This is a genomic window from Bacillus paranthracis (assembly GCF_001883995.1).
Taxonomy (GTDB): domain Bacteria; phylum Bacillota; class Bacilli; order Bacillales; family Bacillaceae_G; genus Bacillus_A; species Bacillus_A paranthracis.
Genome location: NZ_MACE01000049.1, coordinates 660,921 through 683,666, shown reverse-complemented (window position 1 = coordinate 683,666; position 22,746 = coordinate 660,921). Strand labels below are relative to the sequence as shown.

21 protein-coding genes are annotated in these 22,746 nt (G+C 34.6%); 14 read left to right on the top strand and 7 right to left on the bottom strand.

The features are described from left to right. The first annotated feature begins 8 nt into the window (after positions 1–8). The gene (locus BAQ46_RS20475) at positions 9–689 is read left to right on the top strand and encodes a prolipoprotein diacylglyceryl transferase family protein (RefSeq protein WP_071742620.1); all 681 of its coding nucleotides are present in this window, start codon (positions 9–11) and stop codon (positions 687–689) included. Positions 690–739: 50 nt separating this feature from the next. On the opposite strand, the gene BAQ46_RS20470 is transcribed toward BAQ46_RS20475, so the two are convergent. Beyond that, positions 740–1,285, bottom strand: coding sequence for a helix-turn-helix domain-containing protein (locus BAQ46_RS20470; protein WP_071742618.1), 546 nt, complete (start codon positions 1,283–1,285; stop codon positions 740–742). A 149-nt stretch (positions 1,286–1,434) separates the two neighbouring features. Between BAQ46_RS20470 and dsdA the strand changes: the two genes are divergently transcribed. Then, on the top strand, positions 1,435–2,769 hold the full coding sequence (dsdA, locus tag BAQ46_RS20465; protein WP_071742616.1) for a D-serine ammonia-lyase: 1,335 nt from the start codon (positions 1,435–1,437) through the stop codon (positions 2,767–2,769). Between the two features lie 26 nt (positions 2,770–2,795). Here the strand turns inward: dsdA and BAQ46_RS20460 are convergent, their stop codons facing one another. Then, entirely contained in the window at positions 2,796–3,509 is a 714-nt protein-coding gene (locus tag BAQ46_RS20460; protein ID WP_249024557.1) for a CPBP family intramembrane glutamic endopeptidase, read from the bottom strand. Positions 3,510–3,746: 237 nt separating this feature from the next. Here BAQ46_RS20460 and BAQ46_RS20455 point away from each other — a divergent pair, with 237 nt between their 5' ends. Then, positions 3,747–4,994 (top strand): DUF445 domain-containing protein, encoded by a 1,248-nt coding sequence (locus BAQ46_RS20455; protein WP_071742612.1) that lies wholly within the window; start codon positions 3,747–3,749, stop codon positions 4,992–4,994. Between the two features lie 31 nt (positions 4,995–5,025). On the opposite strand, the gene exsE is transcribed toward BAQ46_RS20455, so the two are convergent. Genes exsE through BAQ46_RS20435 form a run of 4 tightly spaced genes read right to left on the bottom strand, consistent with a single transcriptional unit; the run spans position 5,026 to position 7,970 of the window. Next, on the bottom strand, positions 5,026–5,988 hold the full coding sequence (gene exsE, locus BAQ46_RS20450; protein WP_071742610.1) for an exosporium protein ExsE: 963 nt from the start codon (positions 5,986–5,988) through the stop codon (positions 5,026–5,028). Continuing rightward, positions 5,985–7,055: a hypothetical protein gene (locus tag BAQ46_RS20445; RefSeq protein WP_071742608.1), complete on the bottom strand. Its 1,071-nt coding sequence runs from the start codon at positions 7,053–7,055 to the stop codon at positions 5,985–5,987. The genes exsE and BAQ46_RS20445 overlap by 4 nt, the downstream gene beginning before the upstream one ends. Further along, the gene (locus BAQ46_RS20440) at positions 7,048–7,491 is read right to left on the bottom strand and encodes a hypothetical protein (RefSeq protein ID WP_000972367.1); all 444 of its coding nucleotides are present in this window, start codon (positions 7,489–7,491) and stop codon (positions 7,048–7,050) included. Before BAQ46_RS20440 ends, BAQ46_RS20445 begins: the two co-directional genes overlap by 8 nt. Further along, on the bottom strand, positions 7,488–7,970 hold the full coding sequence (locus BAQ46_RS20435) for an RNA polymerase sigma factor (RefSeq protein ID WP_001195469.1): 483 nt from the start codon (positions 7,968–7,970) through the stop codon (positions 7,488–7,490). The genes BAQ46_RS20440 and BAQ46_RS20435 overlap by 4 nt, the downstream gene beginning before the upstream one ends. Positions 7,971–8,253: 283 nt before the next feature. Here BAQ46_RS20435 and BAQ46_RS20425 point away from each other — a divergent pair, with 283 nt between their 5' ends. The 6 genes from BAQ46_RS20425 to cls all read left to right on the top strand — a co-directional run bounded on the left by BAQ46_RS20425 (position 8,254) and on the right by cls (position 14,675). Next, on the top strand, positions 8,254–8,892 hold the full coding sequence (locus tag BAQ46_RS20425; protein ID WP_000694106.1) for a response regulator transcription factor: 639 nt from the start codon (positions 8,254–8,256) through the stop codon (positions 8,890–8,892). Between the two features lie 4 nt (positions 8,893–8,896). Further along, entirely contained in the window at positions 8,897–9,997 is a 1,101-nt protein-coding gene (locus tag BAQ46_RS20420; RefSeq protein WP_046197745.1) for a sensor histidine kinase, read from the top strand. A gap of 123 nt (positions 9,998–10,120) precedes the next feature. After that, a complete protein-coding gene (locus BAQ46_RS20415) occupies positions 10,121–11,059 on the top strand; it encodes an ABC transporter ATP-binding protein (RefSeq protein ID WP_001093821.1) in 939 nt (312 codons plus the stop codon). Between the two features lie 37 nt (positions 11,060–11,096). Continuing rightward, a complete protein-coding gene (locus BAQ46_RS20410; protein ID WP_001020164.1) occupies positions 11,097–12,206 on the top strand; it encodes an ABC transporter permease in 1,110 nt (369 codons plus the stop codon). A gap of 1 nt (position 12,207) precedes the next feature. Beyond that, positions 12,208–13,353 carry an ABC transporter permease gene (locus BAQ46_RS20405; RefSeq protein WP_071742606.1) on the top strand — a complete coding sequence of 382 codons (1,146 nt, stop codon included), beginning with the start codon at positions 12,208–12,210 and terminating at the stop codon, positions 13,351–13,353. Between the two features lie 110 nt (positions 13,354–13,463). After that, positions 13,464–14,675 (top strand): cardiolipin synthase, encoded by a 1,212-nt coding sequence (gene cls, locus BAQ46_RS20400; protein WP_061130791.1) that lies wholly within the window; start codon positions 13,464–13,466, stop codon positions 14,673–14,675. Between the two features lie 54 nt (positions 14,676–14,729). Here cls and pyrH read toward each other — a convergent pair whose 3' ends face one another. Next, positions 14,730–15,473 (bottom strand): UMP kinase, encoded by a 744-nt coding sequence (gene pyrH, locus BAQ46_RS20395; protein ID WP_001248049.1) that lies wholly within the window; start codon positions 15,471–15,473, stop codon positions 14,730–14,732. 376 nt (positions 15,474–15,849) lie between these two features. Here pyrH and BAQ46_RS20390 point away from each other — a divergent pair, with 376 nt between their 5' ends. The 5 genes from BAQ46_RS20390 to BAQ46_RS20370 all read left to right on the top strand — a co-directional run bounded on the left by BAQ46_RS20390 (position 15,850) and on the right by BAQ46_RS20370 (position 22,671). Beyond that, positions 15,850–17,121, top strand: a complete 1,272-nt coding sequence (locus BAQ46_RS20390; RefSeq protein WP_000713289.1) for a cation:dicarboxylate symporter family transporter — start codon at positions 15,850–15,852, stop codon at positions 17,119–17,121. 24 nt (positions 17,122–17,145) lie between these two features. Then, positions 17,146–18,585, top strand: coding sequence for an aspartate ammonia-lyase (gene aspA / locus BAQ46_RS20385; RefSeq protein WP_000224208.1), 1,440 nt, complete (start codon positions 17,146–17,148; stop codon positions 18,583–18,585). Between the two features lie 75 nt (positions 18,586–18,660). Next, positions 18,661–20,373 (top strand): oxaloacetate-decarboxylating malate dehydrogenase, encoded by a 1,713-nt coding sequence (gene malS / locus BAQ46_RS20380; protein WP_061130807.1) that lies wholly within the window; start codon positions 18,661–18,663, stop codon positions 20,371–20,373. Positions 20,374–20,437: 64 nt separating this feature from the next. Next, the gene (locus BAQ46_RS20375) at positions 20,438–21,736 is read left to right on the top strand and encodes a sensor histidine kinase (protein WP_074542897.1); all 1,299 of its coding nucleotides are present in this window, start codon (positions 20,438–20,440) and stop codon (positions 21,734–21,736) included. A 2-nt stretch (positions 21,737–21,738) separates the two neighbouring features. After that, positions 21,739–22,671 (top strand): response regulator, encoded by a 933-nt coding sequence (locus BAQ46_RS20370; RefSeq protein ID WP_000500322.1) that lies wholly within the window; start codon positions 21,739–21,741, stop codon positions 22,669–22,671. Positions 22,672–22,746 lie beyond the last annotated feature (75 nt).

Genomic DNA, 22,746 nt, shown 5'->3' with positions numbered 1-22,746 from the left:
TTGTATTAATGGAGTGGATCGTGAGGATACAACCTGTAGCTCTTATAATTGGAAGTCTATTTGGATTTATATTGATGAAACGAAAGATGAAGAACGAAAGTGTAACATATGAAAAAATGATGGATGCAGTAACAAATGCTTTTCTAATCATTGTATTTGTATGGAAATTTGCACCGGCAATTATAAATCCAGTATGGGCTATTAGGTCGCCATTGCAAGCGATATTAGCTATAGGAAGTATGAAACACATTGTAGTAGGATGCATAATTGCAAGTGTATACATTGTTTGGAAAAGTAAAAAGGAGAAATTTTCGCTTCGTATTTTACTTGATGCATTGCCTATTGGGTTTTGTATGAGTATTATTTTTTATTTTCTATTCCACCACAAAATAGGTGTACAAACGACATTGCCTTGGGGTGTGAAAATATATGAATCTAAATTTTTATATCATCCTATATTCGTATATGAGATCATCCTGGCTCTTTGTATAGTGGGCTTGTTATGGATGAAAAATGAAAGGCTTGGAAATGGAAAGAATATAAGTGTTTTTCTAATTATTGAGGGGTTTGCTCATATTATTATTTCGCTTGTTAGTGAACAGAATTCAGTTCTATTTGGTTTATCGATGCAGCAAATACTAAGTTTTTGTGTTATGAGTTTAGGGATTTTGTTCGTGCCGAAAAGATAAAAATAGCCATGTACGGAGGAATCCGCACGTGGCTATTTTTATTACATCTATTAAAAAATCGGCGGAGTAACAGAAAATAAAACAATGGCATTTTTCTCGAATTGATTTACCCATTTATGTTTTAAATAAGCGGGTATTTTTACGCTATCACCCGTTTCTAATATGTACTCTTCTTCATTTAAATGTAATGTGATTTTCCCTTCTAATACATATGCTAATTCTTCACCTTTATGTTCTAGCACATTTTCTGACGAAGCTGTATTCGGCGGGATGGTCATAATTGCTGTTGCTAAATTTCCTGTGAAATCAGGTGATAGCATTTCATATGATAAATTATCGATAATCATTTTTTTTCGTTTATGAGAACGTACAATTAAATCGTCTGTATTTGTATCTTCAAGTAAAAAGCTAAATGTTGGAACATCAAGAGCTTTAGCGAGTACTTTTAATGTTTGGATAGAAGGGTTAGCAGATCCACGCTCAATTTGACTTAACATAGATGGTGTAATAGCAGCCATCTTTGCAAGTTCTTTACTCGTTAAACCTTTTTCTTTTCTTTGTTTTTCAATTTTTTTACCAATATCTATATTTTCCATAATGAAAATCTCCTTACTAATTATTAAATTATATTTAAATAAATTAAATTAAAATTAACTAAAGTGAAAAATTTATGTTAAACTATATTAAAATTAATTTAATTATAATTTATTAAATCGTAAGCTACAAGGTGATGAGGAGGAAGAGAATGAAGGGAATAGAGAAATTAAAAGAGGGATATCCACTCTTAAATAAATTAATCGCAACAGAAGAAGTGTTTTGGGTGAATCCGAACATGGAAAAGTATGAAACGGCAATAAAAGATTCGCCACTCAGTGAAGAGAATGTAAAAGATGCGGAGGAGAGGTTAAAGCGTTTTGCATCATACATTGCGAAAGTTTTTCCTGAAACGAAAGACACAGGCGGTATTATAGAATCACCTTTAGTGAAGATACCTTCTATGAAACAGTCTTTAGAGAAAAATTACGAGCAACCTATATTAGGAGAATTATTATTAAAATGTGATAGCCATCTCCCAATATCAGGATCAATTAAAGCTAGAGGCGGCATTTATGAAGTGTTGAAACATGCTGAACAATTAGCTTTGCAGCATGGTATGTTAACAGAAGAAGATGATTATTCCATTTTAGATAGTGATACATGTAGAGAGTTTTTTGCAAAATACTCAATTGCTGTAGGTTCTACAGGTAATTTAGGGCTAAGCATTGGGATTATGAGTGCGAAACTAGGTTTTAACGTAACGGTTCATATGTCAGCAGACGCGAAACGATGGAAAAAAGATTTATTAAGAAGTAAAGGTGTAAATGTTATTGAATATGAAGCTGATTATAGTAAAGCTGTAGAAGAAGGAAGAAGGCAAGCAGATGCTGATCCTAGCTGTTATTTTGTAGATGATGAAAACTCACATGATTTATTTTTAGGATACGCAGTAGCAGCATCGCGTTTACAAAAACAATTAGAAGAGTTAGAGATTGTAGTGGATGAAGAGCATCCTTTATTCGTTTATCTGCCATGCGGAGTAGGGGGCGGACCTGGCGGAGTCGCATTTGGTTTAAAGTTATTGTATAAAGACAACGTACACTGTTTCTTTGCAGAGCCAACACATTCTCCATGTATGTTAATCGGGTTAATGACAGGACTTCATGATAAAATCGCTGTTCAAGATATCGGAATTGATAATGTAACAGACGCAGACGGACTTGCGGTAGGAAGGCCATCTGGATTTGTTGGTAAAACGATGGAACCATTTTTGAGTGGGAATTACACAGTAAGCGATGAAGAGTTATATAGATTGTTAAAAGAACTAGCTGATACAGAGAATATTTATTTAGAGCCTTCTGCATTAGCAGGTATGATAGGACCAGTAAAAGTATGTAAAGAAGATGCATATTTACAAGAGCAACAGTTAATGAAGGAGATGAAAAAAGGTACTCATATTGTATGGGGAACTGGTGGTAGTATGGTTCCAGAAGATGTGATGGATGGGTATTATAAAACAGGTGAGGCATTAATGTATAAATAAAAATGAGGCTGTAAATAGCCTCATTTTTATTTATAGGGCATATCTAAAAAAGCATGAATGAATATGGGGAGGAGTAGATTATTATTACGAGTGTAAATAAAGGCATAAAGCAAATGTCCTGCAAGGCCAGCTCCTACCCAATCCCCAATTCCTTGAGAGGTGTCACCTAAAATAATCGGCATAAATGAATGGGCAACCCCGAAGCATGCACATGTAAGAAATGTACCCCAAAATTTACCTAGTAACACAACTAATCTTGGCCAAAGATATCCTCTAAATATAATTTCCTCTTCAAAACCGATATTAATTATATAGTAGTAAAAGAAATAAAACATTTCTAATTGAAATCCATTTATTTTTTCGTATTTATATACGTATATAAACAAAAGAAAAGCTCCGATTAAGAGAGAAGATTTCAATCCTTTTTTTCTAAAACCAATACTTGATAACGTTTGTTTCGATCTTTTAAGAATAATAAATAATAGAATTACGATAGGTATTTGGTGCAAAGTAATTCCTAAAACAGCATAAAGGCGCGGATGTGAGATTGGAAAGTATGAATTTTTCATTAATGGAGAATACCAAAAGTTCATTAAAAAATAAAAGTATGCTAAATAAATAGCGATAAAGAAAATGGCGATTAGGCCATCTTTTTTGTTTAAAAACTGAAATATTTCACCTTGGAATATACTTCTTTTTAAAGTAGATAATTTGCTAGAGAACATTTTTAATCGTTCCAATCCATTATAAAGTTATATAGATAGTTTAACATATACAACTTTACAGAGAGTGGTATTGTTTTGAAAAAATGTAAAAATTTAATCCAGATGATTGTAAAGTGTGTGAAAGGAAGACTTGTATTATTATAAATTCTTTGTTATTTTCGCATTAGTTCATTATAGTATAGATATAAAGAACTAATATCAAATAAATACAACAAAAAGCTTTATTTTACATAATAAGAGGATGTGTATACGATGTCATTACAGACTAAATATATAGCGGGTATTTCGCTTGGGGTTATGGGAGTAGGTTTTGCGGCTTCTATTCCATTTCAAGGAACGGTAGCAGGTGAGATTATACAAGGGGGATTTGAAGCTGGGTTAGTCGGCGGGCTCGCAGATTGGTTCGCAGTTACAGCATTATTCCGTCACCCGATGGGAATTCCAATTCCGCATACAGCTTTGTTACCGAAAAATCGTAAACGAGTAACGAAAGGGCTCATCAATACGTTAGAAAATGAGTGGCTAACGAAAGAAAGTATTACGAATAAAGTAAAAGAAATGCAATTAGCACAAATGGTGCTGCAAATTGCAGAGAGAGAAATGCAGTCTGATGCTGTGAAAAAAGGGATTGTAACGATTGCGGAGAAAGCGATTGTTTCAATAGATACTGAAAAATTAGCGGTTATTATTGAAAAAGAATTAAAAACGTATTTGCATACAATGAATACAAGTAACATTTTACAAGTGCTTGTTGATCAATTAGTTGTGCAAGAATATGATGAAAAGACACTTGATTACATATTAGTAAAAGTGAAAGGCTGGACAGCGCAAGATGAAGCGCGTTACCAACTCGGAAGCTTAGGTATGAAGGCGATGGAAAATATAAAAGTAGATGGATTCTTGCAGTTTACTTTGAAATCATTTATGAATATTGTAGATGAAGATAAAATTGGAGGTATTTTGCAGAAGTTTATTATTAGTAATATTAGCAGCTTACAAGATGCTGATAATAGCACGAGACAACTTATATTAGCGAAAATTCGTCAAGAAATAATAAATGTAAAAGAAAATGAAGCTTTACTACAAGAATTAGAAAATTGGAAAGAAAAATGGATTGCCAATTGGAACGCTACTGACAAAATTAAAGAGATGCTGGAACAAGTGCAGCAAAAAGCAGTTGTCTTTGTAAACAATGAAGAATTTGCGGATAAGTATGTTATTCCATTTTTACAAAAACAAATGAATAAAATAAAAGATGACGAAGTGACTGTTCAAAAAATAGAAGATTGGTTACAAAAACAAGTTGTGAAGCTTGTTGAGAATAACCATTCGAAAATCGGAAAGCTTGTGCAAGAAAATCTTGATAAGTTAGATGATAAAACGTTAATTGAAATGATTGAAAATAACGTCGGTAAAGATTTGCAATGGATCCGAGTAAACGGAGCTGTTTGCGGATTTATGATTGGCTTAGTGTTAGAGGGAATTAAAGCGATTATATGAGAAAAACCTTCCGCAATTGCGGAAGGTTTTTTTATTTTTCAATAACGCTCATATTTAAATTGTAAGCTTTCTCAATGTTTAATTTGTACGTTCCATTCCCGGTTTTAATCGAATTTTTATACCAATGTTCTTGCCCGTTTAATTCTGGATTTTCTTCTGAAGAATTATTTTCTTTTTTCGTTAAATCCTCTACTTGTTCCCAAGGTGTATTTCCGATAGCTTCTTTTTGGTTTGTTACTGCTGTTAGAGAAATGTCACTTTCTTTTATTAAATGAACAGATACACCTGAGCTTTCTTGTACAAACCAATTGTTTTGTAATTGACCTGGATAAAGAGAAAGATCGCGATTAGAAGCACGAATTTCTACATGTTTCGTTTGCGGTAGTACAAGTGTCGGCTTTACGCGTGGTTCATGACCAAACAGTCTTTGATGAAACGGTAACGACTTTAATGTTATATACATTGTTTCTCCGGTCGTTTGAACTGAAAGAAAATCTTCTTGTTTTAAATTTGGTTTTTCATTTCCTTTTGTTGTCATTTCGTATGTTCCAAGAAGGCTAACTTCATTTGAGTTTCTTCCGTCTATCGTTAGAGGATGGTTGTCTGTACCTGCATCTACGACAATTTTATTGATAGATTCAGGAATGCTAAGTTTGCTTTCTGGAATCGTGTTCGTTTGTCTAGTTGTATGAATGGCGTAGCGAACTTCTTCTAGCAATCCAGTTGATAATAAACAGTAAAAAGCAATGCCAACACTTCCTAAAACACCGATAAAGAAAATACTAAAAATATCATATTTAATAAATGATTGTTCCTTCTTAGAAAATAGTAGGTAAAGTAAAATTTCCACGCCAAGTATAATAAGTAAAACAGGCCACCATGCTGTTAAGGAATTTAATACCTCAGTACCTTTTATAACTGAAAATAGTAAGAAGCAACCTAATGCAATAATAGAAAGCCCCATTGAAAATGTTCCAACGCGCCATGTTCTCATTCTTTCGTACCACCTTTATTTTCTTTATTTCCAAGTAACAATTTAAAGCCGCCACCAATTAAGAGGAGTGCAACGATAGATGTTTGGAAATAGCGATAATACAGCTCGCTAAGATGAATGTTAAATATAGTTGCGAAGTAATCATTCAAAATAGGAAGGACTGTTTGATCTAATAAATAATAACCACCGAGTGTAATTAATCCAATACCGATCCACCTTTGATGATTGATAAAATAATCAATGATAGGTTCATCATTTACACGTTCTTTTCCATATTTTGCAGTTTGTTGTAAAGCGTCAAAAAAGCTATAGAACCAAATGATGGGTACTAAAAATAAAAACGCTGAAAGTCTTAATAAGTCGAGTAAATATATTGAAAGTAAAAAGGCTGCCATAAGCTGAAGACCACGGCGCTGTAAGCCTAAATACATATGTCCTGCTCCAGGAAACATCGCTAAAATAGAAGCGAATGTTTTACTTTTTTTTCCTTGTTCACGGTGCTCTTCAAAATCTTCGAAAATGGTACGATCAATTAATTGCTCACCACGTTCTTTTTTCTGGAGTTGCTGAACAACATCGAAGAAATTATAAATCCATAAAACAGGTAACGTCATGAGAAAGATAAGAAAACTTTCTTGAGATGTTAAAAGAGCAACGAAAATGATCATACTTCCGATTCCTGTACAAGCTACTAAAAATGTAAGGCCACGTTGCATAAGTCCTAATTGAAAATGACCAAGTCCAGGGATGATGGAAAGAAGAATGATATAAAATCGTTCGCTCTCTTTAGAGGACTCTGTCAATTCTCCGGTTGCTTGTTTTTTCGATTGGTTAATAATTGTGATAACTAAATCTAGTAAGTTGACCACCCATAACACGGCTAGTAAAAATAGAGAAAGAAAAGCAAGTTCGCGCGCTATTAATTCTACTACGCAAAAAACTGCAATGGAAAATAGTAATAAAGCTCCTCCACCATATAAAATAAACCGTCCAAACTTCTTTAAATATAAATGTCCAAGCCCAGGAATTAGCCCTAATACAAGTGCTAAAAAGGGATTTTTATTCATGCTTTGAACCTCCGTCCTTTTTTGATGTGTCTACCGATTTGTTTACAATTTGTTGTGAGATAGAAGACTCGTTATGTTTTGAAGATTTCTCGAAATTTGATGTCGCTGTGAAAATATATTGGAATAAACCACTTACCATAAAAATAATTGTAGCCGCAGTCGCAATTATGTAGTGAACGATGGTGCGCTTTAGTGAGTTTGTTTTTATATTTTCATTAGGTTGTAGCGTTTCAAAATTAATTTGCGTCATAACTTCGTTCGTAAATGAATCATCATTTATCATTGGAAGGTTTTCCTGTTGTTCATCAATACTTTCCATATAAAGTGCTAAACAATGATCACATTCATAAAGATGTTCTTCCATAGATTCACGTTCATTGCTTTCTATAACATTTAATGTATAATTGCGCCAATCTTCTTTTGAATAATGCATCATAGAAACTCTTCCTCCTTCCAATGTTTTTTAATCCACTTTCTTGCCCGATACAGTTTCATTTCGACTGTTTTCACTTCGATGTTTTCCTGTAAAGCAATTTCTTGATAGCTTTTTTCTTCTAAGTAATGTGCGAGAACGACGTCACGGTAATTATCGGGAAGTTCTCTCAGTTTTTGAGCAATGAGTAATTTCTGCTCTTTCGTCAATAATAAAGCCTCAATATTATGAGAGGATTTTATATTTTCCTCAGTTTCTTTACATAAAGAGAGTTCTTCGTTTTCTCTAGCTTTCTTTCTCTTATAATCAATAGCGTGATTGGTGGCAATACGCGCCATCCACGTTTTTAATCCGCGAAATTGATAATTTGGGAGAGAGGCGTGAATTTTTACGAATACTTCTTGTGTAACATCTTTCGCATCTTCTTCATGTCTTAAAATAGAAAAGATAACTTGAAAAATATAATGACGATATGTTTGCACAAGGATACGAAAAGCATGTTCGCTTCCTTGCTGTGCTTTTTCAATTAATTGTTTTTCCTCAATGGGTCTCTCCCTCCTTTTTGACGCATTCTATTATATAGACGTAAAGAACGATAAGTCACCCTACACATGTTGTAAAAAAAGAATAATATATTTTTAGGAAGGGGGCTAGATGAAAAAAGGTGTGAAAAAATGGTAAAGAGAAGTATATAATGAGCAAGTAAGAAATGTTACGGGAAGAAAGGATGTGAATGTTAGTAGGGGAAGATCCATACTAACAAACATGAAAATTAAAATATTAATAGCAGATGATAACTCTTTTATAAGAGAAGGCATGAAAATTATTTTAAATACATATGAAGAGTTCGAAGTAGTAGATACAGTAAATGATGGGAAAGAAGCAGTGGAATATTGCAAAAAGAACGACGTTGATATCGCTCTATTAGATGTTCGCATGCCAAATATGAACGGGGTAGAGGCGACGAAATTCATTTGTGAAGAGACGAAAACGAAGCCGCTTATTTTAACGACGTTTGATGACGATGAATATATTTTGGATGCAGTAAAAAACGGAGCAAAAGGTTATTTATTAAAAAATAATGATCCAGAGCGTATTCGAGATGCGATTAAAGGAGTATATAACGGTCAAACCGTTATGCAAGATGTAGTTCTCGATAAAATTAAGTCTAATTTAATGGAAAGTAAAGAGGAAGAATGTAAAATAGATAAAAGTCTTTTTACTGAAAGAGAGCTGAGTATTATCGCATTAATTGCAAAAGGCTTTTCGAATAAAGAAATCTCGAAGCAACTTTTCATATCAGAAGGAACAATTGCAAATTATATTACGTCAGTTTTAGGGAAAACTGGACTGGAACATCGTACACAAATCGCGATTTATTATTTAACAGGGAAAGTAGATTAAAGATATGGAATTTTGGTTAATTGTAAGTAAATTAATTGTCTTTATATATATTGTGTTTAGTTACATGTATTTAAATGTTGCGAACTTACCATGGATTATACTGACTTTGCTTTTATATCTTTCTGTAAACGTGCTAATTTCTATATGTAAAAAAGATACGTACAAAAACATATTAACTTCTGTATCGATTGGCTTAGTTATGTTATTTACATGGAAGATTCATTCGTTCTTTATATTGTTTTTACCACTGAACTTATATGAAGTTATATTCCGTTATATAGAGAAGAAATGGCAGCTATTTATCATTATGATGATTCCTATTATCTTTACAAATGAAAGTATTAGAATGACATATGGATTAATTGTTGCATTTTCCTTTCTCGTATTAACTATGGCAGAACGGTATATATCGCGCGTATTAAAGCTTGAATCACAAAATGATCAGATGCGAAAAGATATGCAGCGGCTGACGAAAAGCTTAAATGAAAATAAAGAGTATATAAGACAATCAGAGTACACATTTAAGTTAGAAGAGAGAAACCGGTTATCACAGGAAATTCATGATAAAATTGGCCACTCGATGACAGGGGCACTCATTCAAATGGAAGCAGCAAAGAGGTTAATGGAGATAGATAAAGAAAAATCAGCTGAGTTATTACAAAATGCAATACATATTTCAAAAGATGGTATTGAAAGCATTCGGATTACATTAAAAAATATGAAGCCACCAACTGAGCAAATTGGCATTCATCGTATGAAATTATTCATAGAGGAATTTGCCGGTAAGCATGATATAAATATTCCTTTCGTATATAAAGGGAATTTAGATATGATTTCACCGATTCAGTGGAAGATTATCGGTGAAAATGTTACGGAGGCATTAACAAATGCGATGAAATATGCTGATGCGACAGTCATTTCAATCGATATTCATGTACTTAACAAGATGGTGAAAGTGCAAGTGAAGGATAATGGAAAAGGTGCAGTACTTGTTAAAAAAGGTCTCGGGATTATGGGGATGGAGGAACGAACGGCGTCTGTAAATGGTAAAATTATTGTAGATGGAACAGGTGGTTTTTCAGTAACAATGTTGCTACCGATATGAGGATGAATCATCTCATATGAAAAAAGTGAATAATCTCATGTGAAAAGAATGAACTTCTGCACTGAGCAGGTTCATTCTTTTTGTTTATACTAAAAGCAGAGAAACGGAAATAGGGGTGAAACGATGAATACTTTAGAAATTAAAAATTTAACGAAAAAATTTGGTGATTTCATCGCAGTTGATAATATGTCTTTATCTATTAAAGAAGGAGAAATATTTGGCTTTTTAGGATCGAATGGTGCTGGTAAGAGTACGACAATCAACATGATTGCTGGTTTGTTAAGAAGTAATGAAGGTGAAATTAGCATACTAGGAAAAAATATAAAGAAACATAATCGATTTGCGAAGATGAATATCGGTATCGTTCCGCAAGATATTGCAATTTATGAAGAGTTAACAGCCTATGAAAATGTGAAATTCTTTGCTGGATTGTACGGATTACGAGGAGCTGAATTAAAAGCTAGGGTCGAGGAAGCTCTTCAATTTGTAGGACTTAGCGATAAACAGAAAAGCTATCCAAAGAACTTTTCAGGCGGGATGAAGCGAAGACTGAATATCGCTTGTGCAATTGCTCATAGACCGAAGTTAATTATTATGGATGAGCCGACAGTTGGAATTGATCCACAGTCAAGAAATTATATCCTGCAGTCTGTTCGGAAATTAAACGAAATGGGAAGTACGATTATTTATACGAGTCACTATATGGAAGAGGTAGAAGAGATTTGTACGAAAATAGCGATAGTAGATCACGGTAAAGTGATTGCAGAAGGAACGAAAGAGCAGTTAAAAGCGATTATTACTGATACGAAAGATATTTGGATTGAAGTGAAATCGGTAGAGAATTTAGATGTAGAAAAATTAAAAGTGATAAACGGTGTGAAAGCTGTTCAAATTGAAGAGAACGTAATTAAAGTAAATTCTGATGCAGGATTAAATAATTTAAATAAAATTGTTCAGCACTTCATCAATCATGACATTGAAATCCGTTCGTTAGAGGAGCAGGCTCCTAACTTAGAAACGGTATTCCTTACGTTAACTGGAAGAAACTTACGAGATAAATAAAGAGTAAATGAAGAAAAGGTAAAGGGAGGTTCATCAATTGAACATCTTCAATATTGCAATTATGCATATGAAAAGAGATTTCAGAGACGTAAGAACTTTAGTTTTTATGTTAGCTTTTCCGATTGTGCTTATGCTTGTGTTAGGTACAGCATTAAGTAATGCGTTTAATAGTGATAGTCATTCAATTAAAGATATACAGGTGCTATATAAAGATGAAGCGAGTAGCACGTTTTCTCAAGCATTTGAAGCATTTGCGAAAGAAGTTGATAAATCGGGGATTCATTTTAAAAAAGCTTCTGAAGGTATAGATGGGAAGGAAGCAGTGAAGCAAAATAAATATGCTGCTTATGTAGAATTAAATAAAGATGGTGCAAAAACTTACGGAAGTGACAAAAGTAGTATTGAGGGAAGTATTGTGGAAGGTATGCTTATAACATTTGTTGATAAGTACAATGTAGCAGCCGAAGTTGCAAAAGTTGATCCTAGTAAGGTGAGCGCAGTTATTTCAAATGGAAATCATAATGATTATATAAAAGAAACATCTTTACAAGCTGCGAATAAACCGGGTTCTATGGATTACTATGCGGTTGTAATGACGACGATGATTGCGCTGTATGCTGCGATGGGAGCAAGTTTTCTAATTCGAGGAGAACGAATACGTAAAACAGGAGATCGCCTTATTGCTGCACCTATAAGTAAGGCTGAAATTTTCATTGGGAAAGTGCTTGGTAGTCTAGTAGCAAATGCCCTGTGCATATTACTCGTTATGTTATTTAGTAAATTTGTCTTTCAAGCGAATTGGGGAGATCACCTTGGAATCATATTTCTTATTTTATTAACAGAAGTCTTTCTAGCAATTAGCTTCGGTTTAGGGATTGGATATATTACAAAAACACCTGAATCGTCTAGAGCAATTATTATGGTGGTAGTGCAACTAGCTTCTATTTTTGGCGGTGCATATTTCGTAATAGAAGAAAATTTCGTTACGAATTTATCACCATTAACGTGGGCAAATACAGCTGTTATGAAAATTATTTATGCGAATGATGTAGGGGCAGCACTACCAGTCATTTCTTTAAATATTGGAATATCAGCACTCTTTTTATTAATTGCAATTATTGCATTACGTAGACGGGAGGGGCTATAGTATGAAAGATATTTTATGGCTCATACAAAAAACGTTATCTGTACTTTTGAAAAATAAAAAAGGGTTATTGATTATTATTAGTTTGCCAATAATCGGGACGCTCATCTCTTTTTCGATATACGGAAATGCAGGGCAAGGAACGTTAAATATCGGGATTGTAAATAAAGAAAATGAGCCGATAGCAAACGATACGATAAAGTTTTTAGAAGGATTAAATCATGTGAATGTGAGTAAGGTTAAGGAGTCTGAAATAGAAGATAAACTCACTTCTAAAAAACTTGATGGAGTTATTACATTAGCTTCTGGTTTTTCAAAAAGCGTTCGAGAAGGGAAACCAGATCATATTGAAATTGCATCGATTAAAGGTGATCAAGTAACAGGATTTATAAAATCATATTTATACAATTATATTGATAATGTAGCAGCTATTAGTAAAGTAGCAGGAACAGATCAAAGTGCATTTGATAAGATGTACGCAGGATATCAAAAAAGTTCATTTAAAATGAAAACGGAGACGCTAGAAGATACTTCGAAAAATAAAGATATGACAAATCAAACGATGGGTTATCTTATTATGTTTATGCTGTTTTCAGCAGTGAACTTATCAGGATTTATTTTAAAAGAAAAAGAGAATAGAACGTATTTTAGATTATTATCAACACCAATTGACGGAAAGAAATTTATATTGTCCAATGTGGCAGTAAATATGATGATATTAACATTGCAAATTGTCATTGCAGTGCTATTTCTGACGAATGTTTTTCATACAAATATTAATATGCCTTTCATAGTAATGATTGGTGTGCTTATGATATTCGCTTTAATTGCAATTGGTTTATCATTAGTCATTGTGGCTTTTTCAAAAAGTTCAGCTGCTTCAAATGCAATGCAAAATTTAGTGATAGTACCAACATGTTTGCTTGCTGGATGTTATTTCCCGTACGACATTATGCCAAATGCAGTACAAAAAGTAGCTAATTTTCTTCCGCAGCGTTGGTTATTAGATACGATAGCAAAATTACAACAAGGAATTCCGTTCTCTGAGTTGTATTTAAACATATTAATTTTATTCGCTTTTGTGATTGCGTTCTTCTTAATTGCCATTTATAAATTTGGAAGAAATAATGATGCGAGAAACTTTGTTTAATACAAAAAGGGTGTGATGTAAAGTCACATCCTTTTTTGTATAAAGCATGAAATCTAAATTTGAATGACAAAATAGAAAGGAGGAAAGAAAACGAGCGGAAGGAAATTAAAATGATTAAAAAAATATTGCGAGTTACTTCTATTATTATTGCTATTTTCGTTTTTATTTTAATTTGGATGCATATTGACGTTACCTTAGGAAGGAAAATGGAAGCTGGCAAAAATATGCCGACAGATTATGCTCCTCACTATAGTGATTTTCAATTATATGTAGAAGGGAAGTCGTTTTATAAACAGCTATTTACTGACATAAGAGAAGCAAAGCAATCTATTTACACGTATTTTTTTATTTTGTCGGATGATAAAAGTAGCCATACTTTTTTAAATTTATTAAAAGAGAAGGCAAAAGAAGGAGTAAACGTCTATTTATCAGTGGATCGCATTAATGATTTATCATTTGAAAGAAAGATGATAAGTGAATTGCGGGAAAGTGGTGTACATTTTACATATAGTAGAAAGCCTGAATTACCATTCGGGTTTTATTCACTTCACCATCGTAATCATCGCCGTATTACGACAATTGATGGGGAGATTGGCTATACAGGTGGTTTTAATATAGGGGATGAGTACTTAGGTAAAGATAAACACTTTGGGTACTGGCGAGACTATCATGTACGGATAAAAGGAGAAGGCGCAAAAGATTTAGAAGAACAATTTGCTTTAGATTGGAAACGAGATACGAAAGAAGAGATAAAGAGGAGTACGAATAAAGCTAGTAAAGGGAATACATTACATACTATGACGAGTTACAATGGGCATTACGTTGCTGAAAAATATATTGAGCTCATTAAACAAGCTCAGCACTCCATTGTAATTGCAACGCCGTATTTTATAGCGAAAAATAAAGAATCAATGAATGCTTTAATTGCAGCACAAAAGCGTGGTGTTACAGTAAAAATACTTTGGTCATATAAACCAGATTTACCTCTTATAAAAGAAGCGGCGTATCCATATATACGTCAAGCTGTTAATAATGGGATTACTGTATATGGGTATAAAAAAGGAATGTTTCATGGGAAGTTAATGCTTATTGATAATGAATTAACCGTTATTGGCACAACAAACTTTACTTCGCGTAGCTTCAATATAAATGATGAAATGAACTTGTATATTCATGGTGGTTCAATTGTAGGACAAGTTAATGATGCGTTAACGGAGGATTTTCATGATTCAAAAGAAATGACGAAAGAATTTTTTGAGAAGTTATCATTTTGGGAGCGTTGTAAGGAGAAATTTGCGGGATGGATTGATTTTTATTTGTGATGATAAAGGAAGAAAGGGTGTCTAGAAAAGACGCCCTTTTTTGATGGGAAATAATTATTTTTCATGCACAAGCAATGAAGCATCATCATTAATCAACGTCCCCACATGTTCACCTAAGCAAATTCTTTTCATTACTCCAGGCTCATCAAAGTTAAAGACGTGTGCTGGTAAATTATAATCACGGGCAAGTAGTAAAGCGGCTTGATCCATTACTTGTATGTTTTGCCTAACTATATCGTTATAGTTTAGTTTTTTGTACATTTTTGCTGCTTTATTATGTTTTGGATCACTAGTAAAGACGCCATCTACTCCTTGTTTTGCGACTAATATTGCGTCACTATTCATTTCAATGGCCCTTTGAACACTTGGATAATCTGTCGTAACAAATGGTTGCCCGTTACCACCTCCAAAAATAACGATATACCCGTTATCTAAATGGTGGACTGCACGCAAGCGAATGTATGGTTCAGCTACAGCATTAAACGGGATGGAAGTCATAACGCGCACTTCTTTATTTGTTTTACTTGTTAAAACGCCGCGTAGCATTAAGCTGTTAATGATTGTACCTAACGTCCCGATATTGTCAGCTTCTACACGATCGATTCCCCATTCTTCAGCTAGATGACCTCTAAAAATGTTACCGCCACCGATGACGATGGATACTTCGATACCTAAATCAACAATGGATAAAATTTCGTTTGCGATATGTTCTAATCGTTTGGAGTTAAAGCTATTTCCAGTTTGATCGGCAAGTGCACCGCCGCTTAATTTAATTAAGACACGTTTATATGGTCTCATAACAATTCCCCCTATATAGATTGAAATAAAAAAGGAACAAAGGCGAATGCCTTTGTTCCTTTTTAAGAAAATGAAAAAGAAAAGAAGAAGATAGAACGAATTTTTGCACATAATTTTTCATATCATCCACTCCTTTTCATTTTGAGTTGTTTTAAGTATATATCTTTTTGATTATACGAAATAATCTGATTACTTATCAAGTTTATTTTATCGTTTTTTAACAAAATGGTGTCAATGAAAAAAAGAAGAAAAATATTTGAATTTTTTGTGACGAACTTGTAGGTTTTTGTATGATTTTGTAGGTTCGCTTATAAGATGTGTGAGTAGCTTTTATAAATTCAAATTGAAAGCGTTCGCATGAAGGGGATGAACATAAATGAAAAAATTCGGATTGGCAACACAAATTTTTGTCGCGCTTGTTTTAGGGATTGTAGTAGGGGCAGTCTTTTATGGCAATAAAACGGCGATTTCTTATATTACACCAATTGGGGATATATTTATTCACTTAATTAAAATGATTGTAGTACCGATTGTTATTTCAGCATTAATTGTTGCGGTAGCTGGTGTAGGCGATATGAAGAAGCTTGGGAAACTGGGCGGGAAGACCATTCTTTATTTCGAAATTATTACGACGATTGCTATTTTAATGGGATTACTTGCGGCAAATATATTCCAGCCGGGTACTGGCGTTGATATGAATAACTTACAGCAAAGTGATATTTCTTCTTATAAACAAACAGCAGATGCTACAGAGAAGCAAGGATTCGCTGAGACGATTGTTCATATCGTACCGAAAAACGTATTTGAATCGATTGCACAAGGTGACTTATTACCGATTATTTTCTTCTCAGTATTATTCGGTTTAGGAGTCGCAGCAATTGGGGAAAAAGGAAAGCCTGTTTTTAACTTCTTTGAAGGTGTACTCGAAGCGATGTTTTGGGTTACAAATCAAGTTATGAAATTTGCACCATTTGGTGTATTCGCATTAATTGCGGTTACGGTTGCAAAATTTGGTGTAGCAACACTACTTCCTTTAGGAAAACTAGTGCTAGCTGTATACGTAACTGTTATACTATTCGTTGTGATTGTATTAGGTATTAATGCAAGAATGGTTGGCGTAAACATTTTTACATTAATGAAAATTTTAAAAGAAGAACTTATTCTTTCATTTACGACAGCAAGTTCAGAAGCTGTTCTACCTAATATAATGAGAAAAATGGAAGAGTTCGGTTGTCCAAAGGCAGTTGCCTCTTTCGTAATTCCGACAGGTTATACATTTAACTTGACTGGATCGGCTATTTATCAAGCGTTAGCGGCATTATTTGTTGCACAAATGTACGGTGTGCACATGTCACTGACAGAGCAAATAACGTTATTATTCGTTCTCATGTTAACATCCAAAGGTATGGCGGGAGTTCCAGGTGCATCGTTCGTTGTTGTATTAGCAACGTTAGGTTCAATGGGGTTACCACTAGAAGGTATCGCATTAATTGCGGGAATTGACCGCATTTTAGATATGATTCGCTCATCTGTCAATGTATTAGGAAATGCATTAGCGGCCATTGTTATGTCGAAGTGGGAAGGCGAATTCGATAATGAGAAAGCAAAACAATATGTAGAAACAGTCAAAGAAACAAAAGCAGCATAAGAAATCGTTAAGGAGTGAATAATCATGGCAACATTAACTGAAGTTAAAAATGGTGTTCGAATTGAAAAAGACTTTTTAGGTGAAAAAGAAGTACCAAACTATGCATACTACGGCGTACAAACAATGCGTGCAGTTGAAAACTTCCCAATTACAGGATACAAAATCCATGAAGGTTTAATTAGAGCCTTCGCAGTTGTAAAAAAAGCTGCAGCGCTTGCCAATACAGATGTAGGAAGATTGGAATTGAACAAGGGCGGCGCGATCGCAGAAGCTGCTCAAGAAATTCTCGATGGAAAATGGCATGATCATTTTATCGTAGATCCAATCCAAGGCGGAGCAGGTACTTCAATGAACATGAATGCAAATGAAGTCATTGCCAATCGTGCTCTTGAATTATTAGGAATGGAAAAGGGAGACTATCATTATATTAGTCCAAATAGTCATGTAAACATGGCGCAATCAACAAACGATGCATTCCCAACGGCGATTCATATCGCAACATTAAACGCATTAGAAGGTTTATTACAAACGATGGGTTATATGCACGATGTATTTGAATTAAAAGCAGAACAGTTCGATCATGTGATTAAAATGGGGCGTACGCATTTGCAAGACGCTGTTCCAATTCGTCTTGGACAAGAATTTAAAGCGTACTCTCGCGTACTTGAACGTGATATGAAACGAATTCAGCAGTCACGTCAACACTTATATGAAGTGAATATGGGAGCAACTGCAGTTGGTACAGGCTTAAATGCAGATCCAGAATATATTCAAGCTGTTGTAAAACATTTAGCTGCAATTAGTGAACTACCACTAGTTGGTGCAGAAGACTTAGTAGATGCAACGCAAAATACAGATGCATACACAGAAGTATCTGCAGCACTGAAAGTATGTATGATGAATATGTCTAAAATTGCGAATGACCTTCGCTTAATGGCATCAGGTCCACGTGTTGGTTTAGCAGAAATTATGTTACCGGCTCGTCAACCAGGTTCATCTATTATGCCAGGGAAAGTAAACCCTGTTATGCCAGAAGTAATTAATCAAATTGCATTCCAAGTAATTGGTAACGACCATACAATTTGTCTTGCTTCAGAAGCAGGTCAATTAGAATTAAACGTGATGGAACCAGTACTTGTTTTCAACTTACTACAATCAATTAGCATTATGAATAACGGTTTCCGTGCCTTTACAGATAATTGCTTAAAAGGAATTGAAGCGAATGAAGATCGCTTAAAAGAGTATGTTGAGAAGAGTGTAGGAATTATTACAGCCGTGAACCCTCATATCGGTTATGAAGCAGCAGCTCGCGTTGCGAAAGAAGCAATCGCGACAGGGCAATCCGTTCGAGAACTTTGTGTGAAAAATGGTGTACTGTCACAAGAAGACTTAGAGTTAATTCTAGATCCATTCGAAATGACGCACCCAGGGATTGCAGGAGCAACTCTTTTAAAGAAAAACTAAAAGAAGAGGGGGGACAAGCCCCTCTTTTTTGTTTACAATATAGAAATGCTATATATGAATAGAGGTAGGGATGTTATGAGTAAGTTTACAGTAGCTTCTAATGGTTCATTAGAAACGACATTAAGAGGAGTAGAAGTATTATCAACACCACTTTTAAATAAAGGGGTTGCTTTCACGCAAGAAGAAAGAGAAGAATTAGGTTTAAAAGGGTTATTACCGCCAGCGGTTTTAACATTGGAAGAACAAGCGCGCCGAGCATACGAACAATTTTGTTCTCAGCCGGATGATTTATTAAAGAATGTATACTTAACAGCGTTACATGATCGAAATGAAGTATTATTTTATCGTATTTTAACAGATCATTTACGCGAAATGTTACCAATCGTATATACACCAACTGTCGGTGTAGCGATTCAAAGATATAGTCATGAATATCGTAAACCACGAGGTGTGTATTTATCAATTAACGATCCGTCAGGTATTGAGGAAGCATTCGCCAATATCGGTGCAACAGCAGAAAATATTGATTTAGTCGTTGTAACAGATGGAGAAGGTATATTAGGAATTGGTGATTGGGGCGTTGGTGGTATTAACATCGCGATTGGAAAATTAGCTGTTTATACAGCCGCAGTTGGAATCGATCCTAGCCGCGTATTACCGGTAATTTTAGATGTAGGTACAAATCGTGAAGAATTATTAGACAATCCATTTTATATTGGAAATCGTCACCCTCGTATAACAGGTGAAGCTTACGATGAATTTATTGATACATTTGTACAAGCGGTAAATAAGCAATTCCCGAAAGCACTTTTACATTGGGAAGACTTCAGTTCTCGAAATGCACGGAAAATTTTAGATAAATATCGTCATGATATTTGTACATTTAATGATGATATTCAAGGTACAGGTGCAGTTTCGCTTGCGGCTGTATTATCGGCAGTAAAAGCTTCTGGTGTACCGCTAAGTGAACACCGCGTTGTTGTGTTTGGTGCTGGTACGGCTGGAATCGGTATCGCAGATCAAGTTAGAGATGCGATGGTCCGCGCTGGCTTATCAGAAGAAGAATCATATAAGCGTTTCTGGTGTATTGATCGTAACGGGTTAGTTACAGATAATATGGAAGATCTTCTTGATTTCCAAATGCCGTATGCAAGAAAAGAAGCGGAAGTAAGTGAGTGGAAACAAAATGGTGTGATTGGACTTGCTGAAGTTGTGAAACATGTGAAACCGACAATTTTAATCGGTACATCAACCGTTGCTGGTGCATTTAAAGAAGAAATTATTAAAGAAATGGCTTCTCACGTAGAAAGACCAATCATTTTACCAATGTCGAACCCGACACCACTTGCTGAAGCAAAACCAGCCGATTTAATCAAGTGGACAGAAGGAAGAGCGTTAGTTGCAACAGGAAGTCCATTTGAACCAGTTACATACAACGGTGTAACGTATGTGATTGGACAATCAAATAATGCACTTATTTTCCCAGGACTTGGTCTTGGAACAATTGTCGTACGTGCAAGCGTTATGACGGACGGCATGTTCGCAGCAGCAGCTGAAGCAGTTGCAAGTATGGTTGATACAAGTCAGCCAGGAGCACCTATTTTGCCAGAAGTTGAAGAGTTACGTAATATCTCGGAAATGGTAGCAATTGAAGTAGCGAAAGTTGCCGTTGCGGAAGGCGTTGCGAGAGAGAACTTAAGTGATAACGATATTAAGATTGCAGTGAAAGAAGCAATCTGGGAGCCTGAGTATCGCCAAATAAAAGCGGTAGAAAAGGTTAGAATATAGAAATAAAGCCCGTTTATAATATAAGCGGGCTTTCACTTTTATTACTGAAAAAAGAGTATAGGAAGTGGCACCTTTGAATTGGAATCAATTATGGAAGAAAGATATATCTCTTTTAATTATATTAATGGTTGTTGTTCCGATTGCTGGAGAGCTTAATTTTCATCCTTTTAATGATACGTTTCGTGTTAGCTTTGGGACGCCGTTATTCTTCTTTTTATTACTATTTTTAAGAAGAATACCAGCAGCTGCTGCGGGTATTCTTGTCGGTATATGTGTAGTCTTATTCCGAGTATGCCTTGACTGGGTCATGCAAGGCTCATTTCATATGACAGAATCATTTTATTTGCGTTATCCTGTGTTCTTTTATTATTTTATTTATGGAAGTCTTTTTTCACTTTGTAGGGTGAATAAGTTTCATCAGAAGCCAATTGTTATTGGGTGCCTTGGAATTTCAATTGAAATTGTTGCAAGTATGTCGGAACTTGCGTTTTATCACATGTTAGTACTAGGTACAACAATAACAATTTCTGAAGTAAATAAACTCATCATTATTGCTATTTTCCGTAGCTTCTTTGCACTTGGCTTTTTAAATATGATGAATTTATATGAAACGAAATTAAAAGAATCACAAGTTCGAAAAGAAAATGAAAAAATGTTCATGCACCTTTCAAATTTATATGTAGAATCTGTTCATTTGAAAAAAACGTTACAAAATGCAGAATTAATTACACAAGAAGCGTATCAATTATATCGGAATTTACAAGCGAATGATGATTCCAGCAGTAAAACAGCATTGAAAATAGCAGGAGAAGTGCACGAAATAAAAAAGGATAATCAAAGGATTTTTGCAGGATTATCTAAACTGTTATTAGATAAAAATGTGGCTGAGTATGTAGAAGGTCATGAGCTTACAGAAATGATTGTAAGAATAAATGAAAAGTATGCTGAAATGTTAGAGAAAGATATACGTTTTTCTAAACATATAGAAGGTGAACACGCTGCATATCACGTGTATACAGTGCTATCAATTTTTAATAACTTAGTTGCGAATGCAGTTGAAGCAATTGAAGATAGAGGTCTCATTCGTATTAAGTTATATAAACGAGAAAAAAATGTAATCTTTGAAGTGATTGACGATGGCCCAGGTATCGCACAAAAGTATAAGAAATTAGTATTTAAGCCCGGGTTTACTTCAAAGTATGATCAAACAGGAACACCGTCCACAGGTATTGGACTTTCTTACATAGATGAAATGGTAACAGAGCTCGGCGGAGAAGTAAGGTTAGAAGACAATGAAAATGGGAACGGGTGTAAGTTTATCGTTTGTTTACCGGAGTGCAGTTTAAAGCGGGAAGGGGAATAGGTTTGTTTTATTATATTGTAGATGATGATGAAGTTTTCCGTTCGATGCTTTCGCAAATTATTGAGGATGGCGATCTTGGGGAAGTAATTGGAGAATCGGAAGATGGAGCGTTTATTGAAGCAGAACAGTTAAATTATAAAAAAGTGGACATTTTATTTATTGATTTACTAATGCCGATGAGAGACGGCATTGAAACAGTTCGCCATATAGCATCTTCATTTACTGGGAAAATTATTATGATTTCCCAAGTTGAATCGAAACAGCTCATTGGTGAGGCATATACACTTGGTGTGGAATATTATATTACAAAACCACTAAACAAAATAGAAGTAGTATCTGTTGTACGAAAAGTGATAGAACGTATTCGTTTGGAACGTTCTATATATGACATTCAAAAATCATTGAATAATGTGTTTCAGTGGGAAAAGCCGCAAATGCGTAGTGAAACAGTGCAAGAAGGGAAAAAGATATCAGATTCAGGACGCTTCTTACTATCAGAACTCGGTATTGCGGGAGAGAATGGAAGTAAAGATTTGCTTAGTATGCTGGAATATTTATATGGACAAGAAAAGGCGCAAACATTTGAGTTTGGATTTCCTGCTTTAAAAGATATCTTTCACCAAATAACAGTAAAAAAATTAGGGGAACTAGCTTCAGAAGCAGATATAGAGAAGGAGAAAAAAGCATCTGAACAACGTGTGAGAAGAGCAATTTATCAATCATTAAACCATTTAGCTTCTCTTGGACTAACAGACTTTTCAAATCCGAAATTTGAAAGTTATGCTCCGAAGTTTTTTGATTTCACTGTGGTTAGAAAACGGATGACAGAAATGACAAAGGATGGGGTAGCGACTTCTGGCCATATACGAATTAATACGAAAAAATTTATTCAAGTGTTGTATTTTGAGGCGAAACGACTGATGGAGATAGAGTGAAAAGGTGCTTATAAATAAGCATCTTTTTTTGTTAAATCAACATTTTATATTTTCTCGTGAAGCATGTAAAATGTT